Genomic DNA, 14367 nt, shown 5'->3' on the forward strand with positions numbered 1-14367 from the left:
ATTACTTTGCACAAACGTATAGGTGGCATTAGAATCCGCCGTTCCAAAACATCGGCTATTGCCGATGACCGGTTGCCGCGCCCCGCGTCGCCCATACGCCTCTTGCTTTGCGTGGTACCGGTGTAACCTATCCAACTAAGAGATTTTTATGAGCAAAATGAATAAGGCCGTCAGCGTTCTCGTTGCTGGCACCTGTATCAATCTCACCATCGGCGTGCTGTATGCATGGAGTGTGATCAAGAAGGGTCTGGTCGCTGACTGGGGCTGGAGCAATACCGAAGCGTCGATGCCGTATAACGTCGCCATCGTGGTATGGGCGATTGCCCTCTTGGCTGCCGGCGTGATGCAGGACCGCATCGGGCCGAAAAAAGTCATCACGCTGGGCGTAGTGCTGGTGGGTCTGGGCATGATTCTGTCCAGCTTCGTGCCGCAAGACTCGGTGATCGGCCTGACCATCGCCTTCGGCGGTATCGTCGGCACCGGTATCGGCTTTGCTTATGCTTGCGTGACCCCGGCCGCGATGAAGTGGTTCCACTCGTCCAAGAAGGGCATGGTTTCCGGCATCACCGTGGGTGGTTTCGGTCTGGCTGCGGTTTATCTCGCGCCGCTGTGCACCCATCTGATCGAAGCTTACGGCATCTCCAAGTCGTTCATGATTCTGGGTTCCGCCGTGCTGCTGATCGCGCTGCCGCTGACCCGTCTGATCTCCAACCCGCCTGAAGGCTATACCCCGGCCGCACCAGCGCTGGCAGCAGGCGCGGTTGCACCCAAGGTGTCCGAGCACAACCTGACCTGGCGCGAGATGATCAAGACCCGTCAGTTCTACTTCCTGTGGATCATGTTCGTGTTCTCGTCCTCCGCGGGCGTGATGATCATCGGTAACCTGGCATCGATCGCGACCGACCAGGCCGGCATCCTGAACCCGGCTTATCTGGTGTCCATCCTGGCGATTGCCAACGCATCCGGTCGCGTTGGTGGCGGCATGCTGTCCGACAAGATCGGCCGCACCAACACCATGCTGCTGGCCTTCGCCGTTCAGGCTGCCAATATGCTGGCTTTCGCCACCTATCAGGATGCATCCATGATTCTGGTCGGTACCGTGGTTGCCGGTCTGGCCTACGGTTCGCTGATGTCGGTATTCCCGTCGACTACGGCTGACTTCTACGGCCTGAAGAACTACGGCGCCAACTACGGCGTGCTGTACACCGCCTGGGGCGTGTCCGGCTTTGTCGGCCCGCTGCTGGCCGGCCTCGCCGTCGACATGACCGGCACCTACAGCGCCGCGTACATGATCTCGGCAGCCCTGCTGGGTGTGGCTATCGTTCTGGGCTTCATGACCAAGCCAGTCAAGCTTGCATCGGTTGTCGAAGCCAAGGCTGCTGCCTGAAGCTTGCGTTAAACCATAAAAAAGGCCGGCCCCAAAGGGTCGGCCTTTTTTGCGTCATGCCGTGGCTTAATCGTATCAGCTGCGGCTGGCCGGCTTCAGTACATGTCCTTCGACCAGAACATTGTGCGTGCCATTGGACAGCCACATCTGGCCATCCTGTATGGTGGCGGACAATTGCATGCTGCGCTCGGCCATGGCGGCAAGTTCAGCCAGCGTGTCCGGTGCGATGGCAACGACGGTCAGGTTGTCGAAGCGGCCGGCCTTGCTTTCCAGTTGCGGCCACCAGATTTCAGCCGAGCGTGCGCCATAGCAATAGATCCAGACCGCATCGGCCCGGCCGCAGGCCTTGCGTACACGCTTCTCATCCGGCTCGCCCAGCTCCAGCCACAGTTCGATTTCATCCGAGTAGTTCTTCTGCCAGATATCCGGCTCGTCATCGGCGCTGATGCCCTTGGTAAAGGCCAGCATTTCGCTGGCGTGCAGCGCGAACACCGCGATGCGCAGCATCATGCGTTCCAGCGTTTCCGATGGATGGCAGGCGAGGGTCAGGTTGTGGCTGGCATAGTAGCCGCGATCCATGTCAGAAACATTGACATCGGCCTTGTAGATGGTGGACTTGAGGGCCATGGGTACGGCTTTCGGGCAAAGGGGCGAGTTTACCTGTTTCCTAGGGGGCCGTCCTCTTGCGCCTTCCTGTATTACCTGCGGTAAAGCACTTTGTCATGCATTGTCGGGCTGGCGGTTACCCTGTTGATGGTTTAGTGGATTGTGCGTCGTGCTTCGTTCTCATTGAAAGCGTCGCTGGCGGTGAGATTGTCTCAGTTGAGATGCTATTTCCTCTTATATTTGAGAAAAATAGGTGTATTTGTGCCGGCATCTATCCCGTTAAATGTAAGCAGGGTCTGGCTGGTGAGTATTTTGTCTAAGTTGGCATGAGGGTTGCTGTTAGGGGAGGACTCCGAGCTGGGAGATGGTTGTTTGAGTTGAACTCAGCGATCACCTGTGGCACGGGGCAGTGGCAGTTAGCATGGTTATTTCTCCCCGATTTGAGAGGTGTGTCATGAAAAAACTTGCAATTATTTCCGCGTTGAGCTTGGCTTTTGCTGCATCCACTGCATTTGCCGGTAATGAAATTCTGACGGCAGATCAGGTAGGTGCGGCCAATGGTGGTGCTGCAGCAAACGATGGCTCGACATCCAATGCAACAAGCACGTATACCAAGTCCTGGACAGATAGTTCGACATCGACCAAGACGAACAATTCGCAGGATAACGACAACCTCGTTTCTGCAAGCAAAGGCGGTGCGGGTGCCAACAACGGTTCGAATTCGGCCGCTGATTCCTTTAATCAGGATAACGACACTAAGACCACGACGACGACCTCTACGACTAATACGGCCAAAACCGATAACTCGCAAGATAACGATACCAAGGTTGTCGCAAGCAAGGGTGGTGCGGGTGCCAATAATGGTTCGAATTCGGCTGCTGATTCGTTCAATCAAGATAACGATACCAAAACCACGACAACAACGACCACCTCCACCAGCACGGTGACCAAAACGGATAGCTCGCAAGACAACGATACGAAGGTTACCGCTAGCAAGGGGGGCGCTGGAGCCAACAATGGCTCGAATGCCGCTGCAGATTCTTTCAACCAAGACAACGACACGACCACTACAACCAAAACAAATAACTCGCAGGATAACGATACAAAAGTCGTAGCGAGCAAGGGTGGTGCGGCCGCCAACAATGGTTCCAATGCTGCGACCGACTCGTTCAATCAGGACAACGACACCAAGACTACGACCACGACAATGACCAAGGTCGACAACTCTCAGGACAACGATACGACCACGACAGTCAACACTTGGATCAGCGCAGATCTCCAAGGTAGCGTCGCACCGGTTTCTCTGAACGGACTGGGTATCGCATTGTTGACTGGCAGTGCTCAACCACTGGTTCATACCGGTGACAACACTGTTAGCGGTGGTTCGCTAGCCAACTCTGCAGGCATCACACAGGTTTCGCAAAACACAGGCCTGAGTGGAATGGTTCAGCAGTCGGTCAACGTCCAAGCCAATCTGAGCGTCAAATAATCAGTCTTTTCCTTTATCCGTCCCGGCCAGTGGCTGGGACGGGAAGGGTAATGACGAGACGGAGGTGTAGAGATGTGGCGAGTTGGAACACTGCTGTTGGTTTGTCTGCCTTTTGCTCAGGCGTTTGCTGGCGACCCTGTCAGCGAGCGTCTGGATGTTAGCCAGTTGTCTGTCGCTACCGATCTGGGTAGCGAATATGGGCAATCTGCAGATGGCCGGGTTGAAAGACTTCGTTTCATTTCGAACCGGGCCAATTTGGATGCCGAGGTCGGTGATGGGGTGTTTTCCTCGGTAGTGACGGGAGCCAATACCATTTCGAACAGCGCGTTCGCGGGGATGAGCGGGATTGGCACCGTGGTGCAAAATAGCGGTAATCAGGTTGTGGTTCAGAATTCAACGATCTTCAACGTCAGCCTGTACTGAGTCATGCGCGCAGCTCTAAAAGGGGGACTGTTGCTTTGCTCGCTCTGCTGGTCGGTTTCCGTACTTGCAGCATCTATGATCGCGACGCTGCCAGGGGTCGGAGCCGTGGGTGTGAGTGTTCAGAGTGTCAAGGAACGTGTTTTCAGAAATACCGTTCGCCAGCGCTATGACTTCAGTTGCGGCTCCGCTGCGCTGGCGACTTTGTTGACTTACCACTACGCCGAGCCGACCACCGAAGAGCAGGTGTTCAAGTCGATGTTCGCCGATGGTGATCAGGAGCGCATTATGAAGGTCGGTTTCTCGATGGCTGACATGAAGCGCTATCTGGCCAGTCTTGGGCTCGAAGCAAATGGCTATCGGGTATCTTTTGACAAGCTGGCCGAACTTGCTGTGCCAGCTATCGTCCTGCTGAATCATCAGGGGTACCGCCACTTTGTCGTCGTGAAGGGCATGGATGCGGAACGTGTACTGGTCGGTGACTCAGCACTTGGAACTCGTACTATTTCGCGCAAAGAATTCGAGAAAATGTGGAGCGGTGTGTTATTTGTGATCCTCAACCGTAAGCAGCAGGGGCAGGCGAGTTTCAACCGCTCTGCCGAGTGGCGTTTGCGTGAACCGGCACCCTTGTCGGTGACACGGTCATCACCGATCGCTGATCTGTATGTTTTGTTACCTCGCAGTGGTGACTTCTGATCGGGGGGGGAGCAAAAATGCTATACAAATTTGCGTTGCCTGCTTTGTTGTTATGTGCCACCAGTGTGGGGGCGGCCGCGCGGGATGATCTGCTCGACATGTCTTTACTGCAGGCTGAGTCCGGAGAGGCGCTTGCCCAACAGTTCGGGCGCTATGACTCGCCGAACGGTAGTGTATTTTCGTTCGGTATCCAGCGAATGGTTGCCATCGACGGTGCGATGGTGGCTTTGCAGCGGATAGATATTCCTGATATCGGGAAGCTGATGATGGATGCTACGGCGGGCACACGTAGCGCTGCAGTACCTGTAACGACCCTGCAAGTTGGTGTAGAGGCATTGCCTGCCGGCGTCGTTCTTGGGAGCGGGGAGCTGCCAGCTGTAATCGCCGGGATAGATACTGGTGCGACTCGTGTATTGTTGGATGCAATCTTACCGCAGCAAATTGTTCAGAATACGGCTGACGCACGGGTCATCCAGATTTCAACTCAGATAGACATTGCTGCTCCATTACTGACTGCGTTGCAAGGTTCGCAGGCGCTCGAGCAGGTCAGCAACTCCATTCTCCAGACTCTGCAGCGCTAGTGGTGTAGGGCGTAAATCGGTGTGAGGCCGAATGAAAAGTGCAGGCGGCGCAGATTTATCATCTGCGCCGCTTTGTTTTAGAGAAAGTTGAAAGGCATGCGTAGTGCGATTTGCACATCCGGCGAGTCTTCGGTAGCACCAATGCCGATGTTCAGGTTTAGTGTGCTGCGATCGCTCAACCGGTAAGCATAGCCTACTTGGAACATGCCGATCTGTGCGCGATAGGCATCGATAGGCGTCTTTCCGTTGAACTTGGTCTTGCCAACCACGTTATGCTCGTAGGAAAAGCTGATCGACGATTTTTCATTGATTGCAATGCCAGCGCCGACGCTTAGTCCGATCACATCACCAGGGTCGACCTCGCCGATCTGTACGGCTCGGCAGGGTAGGTTTTGATCGCTGCCGCGTACACAACGCGTCTGGTTGACGTCGTATTTCTGATTCCACGTGTAGTTCAAAGAGCCAAATAGCACCGCCGGGTCGGACGGCAGGATAGCTGAAGCGCCTACTTGGTAGCCCCAGAATCCGCTGCCGGTTGCCTGTTCTTTCGGGTAGTCGATTCCCTTGTCTATATCGGTGATGTAGTCGACATCGAAGGGTCCCTTGCCGGTGGCGGACTTCACCCGCAGGCTGCCAATAAAGTAGGGGCCGCCGTCAACCGGCTGGTTGAACTGGTAGCGCAGACCGAGTTCCAAGTCGCCGATGCCGTTGCCGCGTGTGTTGAAGACTTCGTCCTGAGAACTTCCGGTCGCCAGTGGGCGGCGGATCGCATCTTCCGACTGGTACACATAGGGCAGACGTCCTTCAAGCTCCAGACGATTGCTCAGTCCGTAGCGGCCGGTGACACTGGCGATCCAGCTGTCCCGGTTGACCCGGCGCACATCGATCAGGCCAATAGTGATTGCTGGGATGATGGTGAAACCAAGCAGGGCGACCCGGTTTGAGGCGCTGTAGCTGTATTGCAGAGCGGGTTCTAGCGTCAGTTGTCCCTTCGGGGTCAGTACGCCGGGAACATCGAAAGTTTGTGCGATCTGCTCGACCCTTGCTTGTGACGCCGGATTGGCGTCGCGTGGCTTCTGGCTTACCGCAGGCGTGTTACCTGGTAAAAGGGCGCCCTCTTCTGCGGCTGGTACCGTGCGTGCTTGCGGCGTGGTGGCTAGAGTACCCGCTGCCGGGCTAGCTACCGGTGTCGGCTGGCGGATACCCAACTGTTGCTCGAGTTGCTGTATCCGTTTTTGCTGGGCCTCCAACTGGGCGTTATTGGCATTCCTCTCTTTATCCCACCCCTGCATCTGCTCACGCATCTGCCTGACCTGTTCGGCGAGGGCCGGTGCCGCATGCGTATGGCCGGCAGCTAGCCCAAGCATGCTACTGGTGAGTAGTGCTAGGGTTCCCTTTCGTTTATGCATCGGTAAGCCTTTGTTGTGTCGATGGAAAGCCTGATGCTGTTAGGTATGGATCATGACAATTAGTAAATCAAATGAAATAACTCGACTCGATACAAGTAGCGGCTATGCTGCAGGGGTTGATCAAGGCTGGGCGGTGGAATGTTGAAAGAAACCAGTGCAAGGGTTTGTGGCGCAAGAAGCATGCTGATCATCGGAGAACTCGTTCCGAGTGTGACTGATGGTCTCGTGCAGGCGGGTTGGCAGGTGTTGAGAAAAAAACTCGAAGAAGTGTCTGTCGCGCTCTGCCAGCAAGCTTCGGTAGGGTTGCTCCGGGTAACGAGCGTGGACGTTGTCGAATGTCGGCGTCTATTGCTGTCTTGTTCTACATCGCATATCCGTTGGATTGCGTTGCTTGATGGGGCTGAGCTTGAGGATTCCCGGGTTCGCGCGTTGGTGAACGATTTTTGCTTCGATTATTGCGTGCTACCAGTGCCTCTGGCACATCTGTTACCAGCCGTCGGCCATGCTCACGGCATGGCCGGGTTGTGTTGCCCGGAGCGGGTGCGTTCAGGCGTATCGGGTTTGCTCGGTGAGCATCCAGCTTTCCTGGCCTTTCTCGAGGATCTGTCCAGGGTCGGGATGATGAATGTGAGCGTGCTGCTGCACGGAGAGACAGGTACCGGCAAGGAACTGGCCGCACGTTTTGTTCATGACTGCTCGGCTCGGGCGAAAGCGCCATTCTTTTCGGTAAACTGCGGCAGCCTCGCCCCTAACCTCGTGCAATCTGAATTATTCGGCAATGAGAAAGGAGCATTTACCGGGGCGCATGACAAGCGGGCAGGTTATATCGAGGCTGCCGATGGTGGGACGTTATTTCTTGACGAGATCGGTGACATGTCGGCCGAGGCGCAGGTATCGATGCTCAGATTCCTGCAGGAGGGGACAATTATCCGGCTAGGCGGTAGCAAGCATCTCAAGATCGATGCCAGGATTGTCGCGGCGACCCACGTTGATCTTGCTCAGTCGATCAGGGATCGAACCTTCCGCGAAGACCTTTACCACCGTTTGCGGGTTTGTCAGGTATGTATTCCTCCGTTGCGTGAACGGCTTAGTGACCTGCCATTGCTGGCTGGGCATTTCATCGAAAAATATGCATGCAAGTTCGGTTTGCCCGAGAAAAGGTTGTCGAAGGAAGCGCTTGGCTTGATGCTCACCTACCCGTGGCCAGGTAATGTCCGGGAGCTGGAAAACAGGATTTGTCAGGGACTGATCATGGCTAGGGGCTGTGTACTGACACCGGCGGACATGGGGTTTGGTGGTGCCGAACAGGGGAGTTCCCCGCTGCAGGTGCAGCGGGGAACGGGCGAAAAGACGAGTTTGTTGCAATCGCTAGCCATCAATGGTGGCGACTGTAACCTGGCCGCCCGTGAGATTGGCGTCTCGCGGGCAACATTCTACCGGCTGTTAGCCAAGCATGGCATTTCTCCGCGCCAGTTCCGTAAAGACTTGTCGTGACTTGTTGGCCGGCGCGCGTATTTAGCCGCTATTGCGCAAACCGGCGGCGACGCCGTTGATTGTCAAATGAATGGCGGCTAGTGCCTCCTCATCATCCGGGTTCTCGCGCAGGCGGCGCAGCAATTCGACTTGCAGTGCGCCCATCGCATCCAGATACGGCAGCCGGGTGTCCAGGCTGCGGGCCAGAGTCGGGTTGTGCTGCAACAGACGCTGGTTGCCGGTGATGGTGTAAAGCGCATCCACGCTGCGCTGCCATTCGCTAGAGATGGTGGCAAACAGCGAGGCCGACAGTGCCTGATCGCTGACCAGACCGGCATAACGCTGTGCCAGCTCCAGATCGACCTTGGCCAGTACCTGCTCCATGTTTTCCAGTGCCATCCTGAGGAAGGGCGAGCTCTGGTACAGCGTTTGCAACTGGCTGATACCGCTATCGCCATGACGCTCGATAAAGGCGGCAACGGCAGAGCCGACGCCATACCAGCCCGGCAGCATCACTCGCGACTGCGACCAGGAGAACACCCATGGAATGGCGCGCAAATCCTGAATGGAAGTCAGGCTCTTGCGCGAGGCCGGGCGGCTGCCGATATTGAGCTTGGCAATCGCGCGTACCGGGGTGGCTTCTAGGAAATACTGCATAAAGCCCGGTGTTTCCACCAGCGCGCGGTAGGCGGCATAGGCGTGATCCGACAGCTCGGACAGGATGCTGCTGTCGGCTTCATTGCTGTGGCTGCCGGACAGCGTGGCCTCCAGCGTGGCCGCGACCAAGGCTTCGAGATTGCGTACCGCCAGATCCGGATCAGAGAATTTGGAGGTGATGACCTCGCCCTGTTCTGTGATGCGGATATGGCCGGCGACCGAACCTGCCGGCTGCGCCATGATGGCCTCGTAGCTTGGACCACCGCCGCGTCCGACCGAGCCGCCACGGCCATGGAATAGCTGCAGCTTGACCCCGGCGGCGGCGAAAACCTTCACCAGCCGCGATTCGGCCTGATACAGCTCCCACTGGCTGGTCAGATAGCCGCCATCCTTGTTGCTGTCCGAGTAACCCAGCATCACCTCCTGCAGCATATCGCGGCTTTGCAGCAGCTGGCGATACCACGGCAATTCGAACAGTGCCTGCATGATGGCGGCGCCGGCACGCAAATCGCCTATGGTTTCGAACAGCGGCACGATATTGACACTGCCCACCGGCTGGCCGTCGACGATGCGCAGCAGGCCGGTTTCCTTCATCAGCAAGGCCAGCGCCAGCAAGTCGCTGACCGCGGCGCAGTTGGAAATGATGCACTGGGTGATGGCGCCATCGCCCAGCGCCGCCTTGATGCGTGCCGCCTCGCGGAAAATGGCCAGCTCTTTTTGTGCCTCGGCACCATAAGCCAGATAGGGGCTATAGAGCGGGCGTGGGGTGGCCAGCTCGCGGCGCAGGACGCGTATACGGGCCGCTTCGTCCAGCGCCAGATACTCTTCCAGCCCTGCATGCGAGAACAGCTCGGCCACGACCGATGCATGGATGCCGGCATGCTGGCGCAGGTCCAGCGGCATCAGGTAAAAGCCGAACACATCCAGCGCGCGCTTAAGACGCAGCAAGCGCCCGCCAGCCAGAATGGCGCTGCCATTGGCGGCGAGTGAAGCGGCAATCTGTTCCAGATCCTCAATGACGGCCTGGGCGTGGGCATACGGTTCACCTGCGCTCCAGCGGCCACGCTTGGTCAAGCCCAGCGCCGCAGCCGTCGCCGACAGACGCGCTTCGATATGGGCCAGCGCGAGGCGGTACGGCTCTTCGGCGCGGCTGGTCTCGGTGTCCGGGGACAGGGCGGCCAGTGCCGCGACCTCGTCGCTCACTTTAACCAGCCGGCTGGACAGCGACAGTTCGCGGTAGAGACCGGACAGCTCGTAGAAATAGTGGGTAAATGCGGTTTCGGCCTGACGGGTGCTGGCGTAGCGCAATACCGTGGCGTCGACATTGGGGTTGCCGTCGCGGTCGCCGCCTATCCAGCTGCCTATGCGCAAGAAGGAGGGTAGCTTGGGGCGTTCGCCCCAATGTTGCTGAATGCCGCGCCCCAGCATGTCGTAGATGCGTGGCAAGGCGGTGAAGAACGACAACGGATGGTAGGCGACGCCGTTTTCGATTTCGTCCGCGACCGACAGTTTGAAGTGGCGGATTTCCGAGGTCTGCCACAAGGTCAGGATGACGCGGCGCAGGCGCAGTTCGAGATCGGTCTCGTCATCCGGGGTGACATCAGGGTAGTGCAGGCAGGCGAGGAAACGGCGCACGGCACGATGGCCATCCAGCACACTCTGGCGTTGTACTTCGGTCGGGTGGGCGGTCAGTACTGCCGTTACATTGGCATCGGCCAGCATGCCGGTCAGCCGGCCCAGGCTGACGCCCTCTTGTTGCAGGTGCGACAGCGCGCGCGCCAGGCTGCCTTGTTGCGGTGCCGAGCCGGCCTGGCGGTGGGCGCGGCGGCGGCGGGTGTGATGCAGATCTTCGGCAATATTGAATAGCTGGGCATACAGGCCGCAAGCGCGCACCAAGGCTGTGGTCGCTTGCGGCGACAAGCGCTCCAGCATGGCCAGCGCACGATTGTCGTGGGTATGGTGGGCCAGCGGGATGGCCTGCATTTCGTGGTAAACCTCGTCACCGGCCTGCTCGCGCAGTACCTCGCCCAATAGCCGGTCCAGTCGTGCCAGATCGGCCTTGAGCGGAAGGTCCTTGTCTTGTTCTTGCGTCATCGCGTGTCTACCCGTTTTGATGAAGTGCGTGTGTGCCGGCATGCTCGCGCCGGCCTGATCTTGCCTGATCTTGCCGCAAGCATGGGGTATTTGGCCAGTGCCGGCTGGTAGCTTGCCGTATTGAATCGCGCATTATGTGGACGGTGTGCCCGGCTTGCCACAAGGGTAGCGACGGGCTTTGTCCGGGCAGGGGAAGCCGCCGCTCATGTTAGAATCGTTGCAGACTTATTCCATTCAGGACCGCGTGATGAAAAAAATCGTGATTGCCAGCCGCGAGAGTCGTCTGGCCATGTGGCAGGCCGAACATATCAAATCCCGCCTGGAGAGCTTATATCCAGAGCTGGAAGTTGAAATTCTGGGTATGACCACGCGTGGTGACCAGATTCTCGATAAAACCCTGTCCAAGATCGGTGGCAAGGGGCTGTTCGTCAAGGAGCTGGAAGTCGCGATGCTGGAAGGGCGTGCCGATCTGGCCGTGCACTCGATGAAAGATGTGCCCATGGCGCTGCCCGAGGGTTTTGCCCTGCCGGTGATCTGCGAACGTGAAGACCCGCGCGATGCTTTCGTCTCCAATGCGTATGCCAATCTGTCCGAATTGCCGCATGGCGCGGTGGTGGGCACGGCCAGCTTGCGGCGCGAGTCGCAGATCCGCGCCCAGTTTCCGCATCTGGTGATCAAGCCCTTGCGCGGCAATGTGCAGACGCGGCTGGCCAAGCTGGATGGCGGCGAATTCGACGCCATTATTCTCGCCGCAGCCGGTCTTAAGCGTCTGGGTCTGGGCGAGCGTATACGTTGTGAGTTGTCGCCATCGGAAAGCCTGCCCTCCCCGGGCCAGGGCGCGCTGGGCATCGAGATCCGCGCCGAGCGCGAGGACCTCAAGGTGCTGCTTGCGCCGCTGAATGATGCCGATACCCACGACTGTGTGCTGGCCGAGCGCGCCCTGTCGCGCCAGCTGGGCGGCAGTTGCCAGATCCCGCTGGGTGGTTTTGCCACGCTAAGCGATGAGGTCATTACTCTGGGTGGTTTTGTTGCCTACCCGGATGGCTCGCTGATGCTGACCGCCAGCGCCAGTGCTCCGCGCCACTACGCAGATGCGCTGGGGCGGGCGGTCGCCAAGAAGCTGTTGCAAGACGGTGCTGCCGATGTGATCAGCGCCGTGCTGGCCGATAGCTAAGCATGAGGCCGGTGCTGCTCACCCGTCCGGCGGCACAATGCGCGCCACTGGCGGCAAAGTGCGCCGCTGCCGGCTTGACTGCCCACGTGTTTGCGCCGCTTGAGCTGGTGCCGGATAAGGACGCATTGGTGCAGCTACCTGCTTTGGCTGCGGCGGCCGACTGGCTGATTCCGGTGAGCCCCGGTGCCATTGATATGATGTGGCCGGCTCTGGCCGGGTGCTTGCCTGATCGTGTGCAACTGGCCTGTGTCGGCAAGGGCAGTGCCGCACGGCTGGCGGCGCTTGCCGGGCGTGCCGTGTTGCACCCCGAGGCGGGCAGCGACAGTGAAGCGCTGCTTGCGCTGCCGCAATTGTCCGACTTGAGCGGGCAAACGGTATTGATTGTGCGCGGTGAAACCGGACGCGCGCTGCTGGCCGATACGCTGGCGGCGCGCGGCGCAAAGATTCTTTTGTGCGGGGCGTACCGGCGCGTGCCATGCGACCCGGGCTGGGGTCGTCTACCTGCCGACATGGCACAGGCGACGCTACTTGTCACTTCATCCGATATTGCCCGTGCACTGTTTAGCTCTGCACCGGCAGAGCGGCGCGGCTGGTTGGCCCGTCAGCATTTCGTCACGCTGCACCCGCGCATTAGCACGGTATTGCTGGAGCTGGGGGCAAGCGAGGTCGTGACGGCCGCAGATGCCAGCGACGAGGCGCTGTTAGCGGCGCTGGCAGCGTGTTAAGCCAGTTGCCGGAGCAAGGCGGCAACCGCGGGTTTGTGTAGTGCATCCGGCACATAACACAGGCCGATACGGCGCCGGTAAGGTGCGGCAGCCAGTTGTGCCGTGTCCAGTTTTTCCGCTAACGAGGCGGGTAGCCAGGCGATACCTGCTCCGCTTGCTACCAGTTGCGCAGCCAGGCGCAGCGAGCCGGCACGCATGGGGTGTGCCGGTGCATAGCTGCCGAGCAGGGCCAATAGCCGCTGCTGCGAGTCATGTGCCGGGCACATCACCCATGTTTCCTGTTTCAGCTCCTGCGGCGTCACGTCCTTGCCGCTGCGCACATGTCCTGTCGGCAGTGCCAGCACGAAGTTTTCCTCCGCCAAGGGCAGAAACAGCTCGTCTTCGCAGCGCAGCGTCTCGCAGGCAAGACGAAGGTCACCGCTACACCCCTCTTCCAGTGTCAGTACGATGCCCGCGGTTTCCAGCGCCGCGCGCAGCACCCTATCGACCTGGCTGTCGCCCAGATCCGCTGCTATCCCCAGCGCCAGTTCCTGCCCCGCTTCACCCTGTTTGAAACTGGCGCTCAGCGCTTCCGCATCGGCAATCAGCTTCTTGGCCTGTGGAAACAGGCGGCGCGCGGCATCGGAGGCCTCGACGCCACGCGGCAGGCGTTTGAACAGCAGCGTTCCCAGTTCGGCTTCAAGCTGGCGCAGCGTGGCGGAGAGGGTGGGCTGGGTGACGGCTAAGCGGTCGGCGGCCTGGGTGATGTTGCGCTCTTCAAAAACTGCGACAAAGGCGCGCAGTTGGCGGATATCCATAGAAATGTCCGATGGCAGTAAGGGGAAAAAACGATTTTTCTTCGGGAGTAACGCCGACTATAGTGCAGCACATCGGTTGTTGCCATCAATGCTTTCTATTTCAGGAATCCATCATGAACAAACCCCTTATTGTGATTACTGGTGCCAGCTCCGGCTTCGGTGCTGCCTGCGCCCGTCTGTTCTCGTCGCGCGGCTATCCCTTGCTGCTGCTGGCACGTCGTATCGAGCGCCTGCAGGAGATGGCCCTGCCCGATACCCTGTGCCGCGAAGTCGATGTGACTGACCGCGCTGCACTGGATGCTGCCGTGCGCGAGGCGGAGGCAAAATTCGGCCCGGCCGACCTGATCGTCAACAACGCCGGGCAGATGCTGCTGGGCAAACTGTCCGAGCAGGATCCGGCCGAGTGGGAGCGCATGCTGGACGTTAACGTCAAGGGTGTACTCAACGGCATCCATGCAGTGCTGCCGGGCATGCTCTCGCGCCGCCACGGTACCATCATCAATATCAGCTCGATTGCCGGGCGCAAGACCTTCCCCAACCATGCGGCCTATTGCGGTACCAAGTTCGCCGTTCACGCGATTTCGGAAAACCTGCGCGAGGAAGTGGCGCTACAGGACGTGCGCGTGATCACGATCGCACCCGGTGCGGCCGAGACCGAGCTGTTGAGCCATACCACCAGCGAGGCGATCAAGGACGGCTACAACGTGTGGAAAGAACAGATGGGCGGTGTGATCTCGGCCGAAGATATTGCCGAGGCGGTGCGCTTCGCCTACGAGCAGCCGCAAAACCTGTGCATACGCGAGATCGTGCTGGCTGCAACACGGCAGGAGCCGTAAGGCCGGGCCGATTATCGAAGGTT

At 58.8% G+C, this 14367-nt stretch carries 13 protein-coding genes; 9 read left to right on the forward strand and 4 right to left on the reverse strand.

The window, feature by feature from the left end; all coding sequences use genetic code 11:
- Window positions 1-148 precede the first annotated feature (148 nt).
- Window positions 149-1387 carry an L-lactate MFS transporter gene (locus GQF02_RS03320; RefSeq protein ID WP_160794821.1) on the forward strand — a complete coding sequence of 413 codons (1239 nt, stop codon included), beginning with the start codon at window positions 149-151 and terminating at the stop codon, window positions 1385-1387.
- Between the two features lie 75 nt (window positions 1388-1462).
- On the opposite strand, the gene GQF02_RS03325 is transcribed toward GQF02_RS03320, so the two are convergent.
- Entirely contained in the window at window positions 1463-2014 is a 552-nt protein-coding gene (locus GQF02_RS03325) for a YaeQ family protein (RefSeq protein ID WP_124735022.1), read from the reverse strand.
- Between the two features lie 433 nt (window positions 2015-2447).
- Between GQF02_RS03325 and GQF02_RS03330 the strand changes: the two genes are divergently transcribed.
- The 4 genes from GQF02_RS03330 (at window position 2448) to GQF02_RS03345 (ending at window position 5179) form a co-directional block, all read left to right on the forward strand.
- Window positions 2448-3482, forward strand: coding sequence for a hypothetical protein (locus GQF02_RS03330; RefSeq protein WP_160794823.1), 1035 nt, complete (start codon window positions 2448-2450; stop codon window positions 3480-3482).
- A gap of 72 nt (window positions 3483-3554) precedes the next feature.
- A complete protein-coding gene (locus tag GQF02_RS03335) occupies window positions 3555-3905 on the forward strand; it encodes a hypothetical protein (RefSeq protein WP_124735024.1) in 351 nt (116 codons plus the stop codon).
- Between the two features lie 75 nt (window positions 3906-3980).
- A complete protein-coding gene (locus GQF02_RS03340; RefSeq protein ID WP_220789308.1) occupies window positions 3981-4598 on the forward strand; it encodes a C39 family peptidase in 618 nt (205 codons plus the stop codon).
- Window positions 4599-4615: 17 nt separating this feature from the next.
- Window positions 4616-5179: a hypothetical protein gene (locus GQF02_RS03345; protein WP_160794825.1), complete on the forward strand. Its 564-nt coding sequence runs from the start codon at window positions 4616-4618 to the stop codon at window positions 5177-5179.
- Between the two features lie 77 nt (window positions 5180-5256).
- Here GQF02_RS03345 and GQF02_RS03350 read toward each other — a convergent pair whose 3' ends face one another.
- The gene (locus tag GQF02_RS03350) at window positions 5257-6483 is read right to left on the reverse strand and encodes a transporter (RefSeq protein WP_160794827.1); all 1227 of its coding nucleotides are present in this window, start codon (window positions 6481-6483) and stop codon (window positions 5257-5259) included.
- A gap of 243 nt (window positions 6484-6726) precedes the next feature.
- Here GQF02_RS03350 and GQF02_RS03355 point away from each other — a divergent pair, with 243 nt between their 5' ends.
- Window positions 6727-8082, forward strand: coding sequence for a sigma-54 dependent transcriptional regulator (locus GQF02_RS03355; protein WP_160794829.1), 1356 nt, complete (start codon window positions 6727-6729; stop codon window positions 8080-8082).
- A 21-nt stretch (window positions 8083-8103) separates the two neighbouring features.
- On the opposite strand, the gene ppc is transcribed toward GQF02_RS03355, so the two are convergent.
- Entirely contained in the window at window positions 8104-10812 is a 2709-nt protein-coding gene (gene ppc / locus GQF02_RS03360) for a phosphoenolpyruvate carboxylase (RefSeq protein ID WP_160794831.1), read from the reverse strand.
- Between the two features lie 247 nt (window positions 10813-11059).
- On the opposite strand from ppc, the gene hemC reads away from it, so the two are divergent.
- A complete protein-coding gene (hemC, locus tag GQF02_RS03365; protein WP_124735106.1) occupies window positions 11060-11986 on the forward strand; it encodes a hydroxymethylbilane synthase in 927 nt (308 codons plus the stop codon).
- Between the two features lie 2 nt (window positions 11987-11988).
- Window positions 11989-12711, forward strand: a complete 723-nt coding sequence (locus GQF02_RS03370; protein ID WP_160794833.1) for a uroporphyrinogen-III synthase — start codon at window positions 11989-11991, stop codon at window positions 12709-12711.
- Here GQF02_RS03370 and GQF02_RS03375 read toward each other — a convergent pair.
- Window positions 12708-13508 (reverse strand): LysR family transcriptional regulator, encoded by an 801-nt coding sequence (locus GQF02_RS03375; RefSeq protein ID WP_160794835.1) that lies wholly within the window; start codon window positions 13506-13508, stop codon window positions 12708-12710. The genes GQF02_RS03370 and GQF02_RS03375 overlap by 4 nt on opposite strands.
- A gap of 113 nt (window positions 13509-13621) precedes the next feature.
- Between GQF02_RS03375 and GQF02_RS03380 the strand changes: the two genes are divergently transcribed.
- Window positions 13622-14344, forward strand: a complete 723-nt coding sequence (locus GQF02_RS03380) for an SDR family oxidoreductase (RefSeq protein WP_160794837.1) — start codon at window positions 13622-13624, stop codon at window positions 14342-14344.
- Window positions 14345-14367 lie beyond the last annotated feature (23 nt).

The sequence above is a fragment of the Craterilacuibacter sinensis genome (assembly GCF_009831765.1).
GTDB classification, from domain to species: Bacteria; Pseudomonadota; Gammaproteobacteria; order Burkholderiales; family Chromobacteriaceae; genus Craterilacuibacter; species Craterilacuibacter sinensis.

Coding starts and splice junctions, on each gene's coding strand:
- GQF02_RS03345 (WP_160794825.1), top strand. CDS start 4,616: ATGCTATACAAATTTGCGTTGCCTGCTTTGTTGTTATGTGCCACCAGT.
- GQF02_RS03340 (WP_220789308.1), top strand. CDS start 3,981: ATGATCGCGACGCTGCCAGGGGTCGGAGCCGTGGGTGTGAGTGTTCAG.
- GQF02_RS03320 (WP_160794821.1), top strand. CDS start 149: ATGAGCAAAATGAATAAGGCCGTCAGCGTTCTCGTTGCTGGCACCTGT.
- GQF02_RS03370 (WP_160794833.1), top strand. CDS start 11,989: ATGAGGCCGGTGCTGCTCACCCGTCCGGCGGCACAATGCGCGCCACTG.
- hemC (WP_124735106.1), top strand. CDS start 11,060: ATGAAAAAAATCGTGATTGCCAGCCGCGAGAGTCGTCTGGCCATGTGG.
- GQF02_RS03330 (WP_160794823.1), top strand. CDS start 2,448: ATGAAAAAACTTGCAATTATTTCCGCGTTGAGCTTGGCTTTTGCTGCA.
- GQF02_RS03350 (WP_160794827.1), bottom strand. CDS start 6,483: ATGCGTGAGCAGATGCAGGGGTGGGATAAAGAGAGGAATGCCAATAAC.
- GQF02_RS03375 (WP_160794835.1), bottom strand. CDS start 13,508: ATGGATATCCGCCAACTGCGCGCCTTTGTCGCAGTTTTTGAAGAGCGC.
- GQF02_RS03335 (WP_124735024.1), top strand. CDS start 3,555: ATGTGGCGAGTTGGAACACTGCTGTTGGTTTGTCTGCCTTTTGCTCAG.
- GQF02_RS03355 (WP_160794829.1), top strand. CDS start 6,727: ATGTTGAAAGAAACCAGTGCAAGGGTTTGTGGCGCAAGAAGCATGCTG.
- GQF02_RS03380 (WP_160794837.1), top strand. CDS start 13,622: ATGAACAAACCCCTTATTGTGATTACTGGTGCCAGCTCCGGCTTCGGT.
- ppc (WP_160794831.1), bottom strand. CDS start 10,812: ATGACGCAAGAACAAGACAAGGACCTTCCGCTCAAGGCCGATCTGGCA.
- GQF02_RS03325 (WP_124735022.1), bottom strand. CDS start 2,014: ATGGCCCTCAAGTCCACCATCTACAAGGCCGATGTCAATGTTTCTGAC.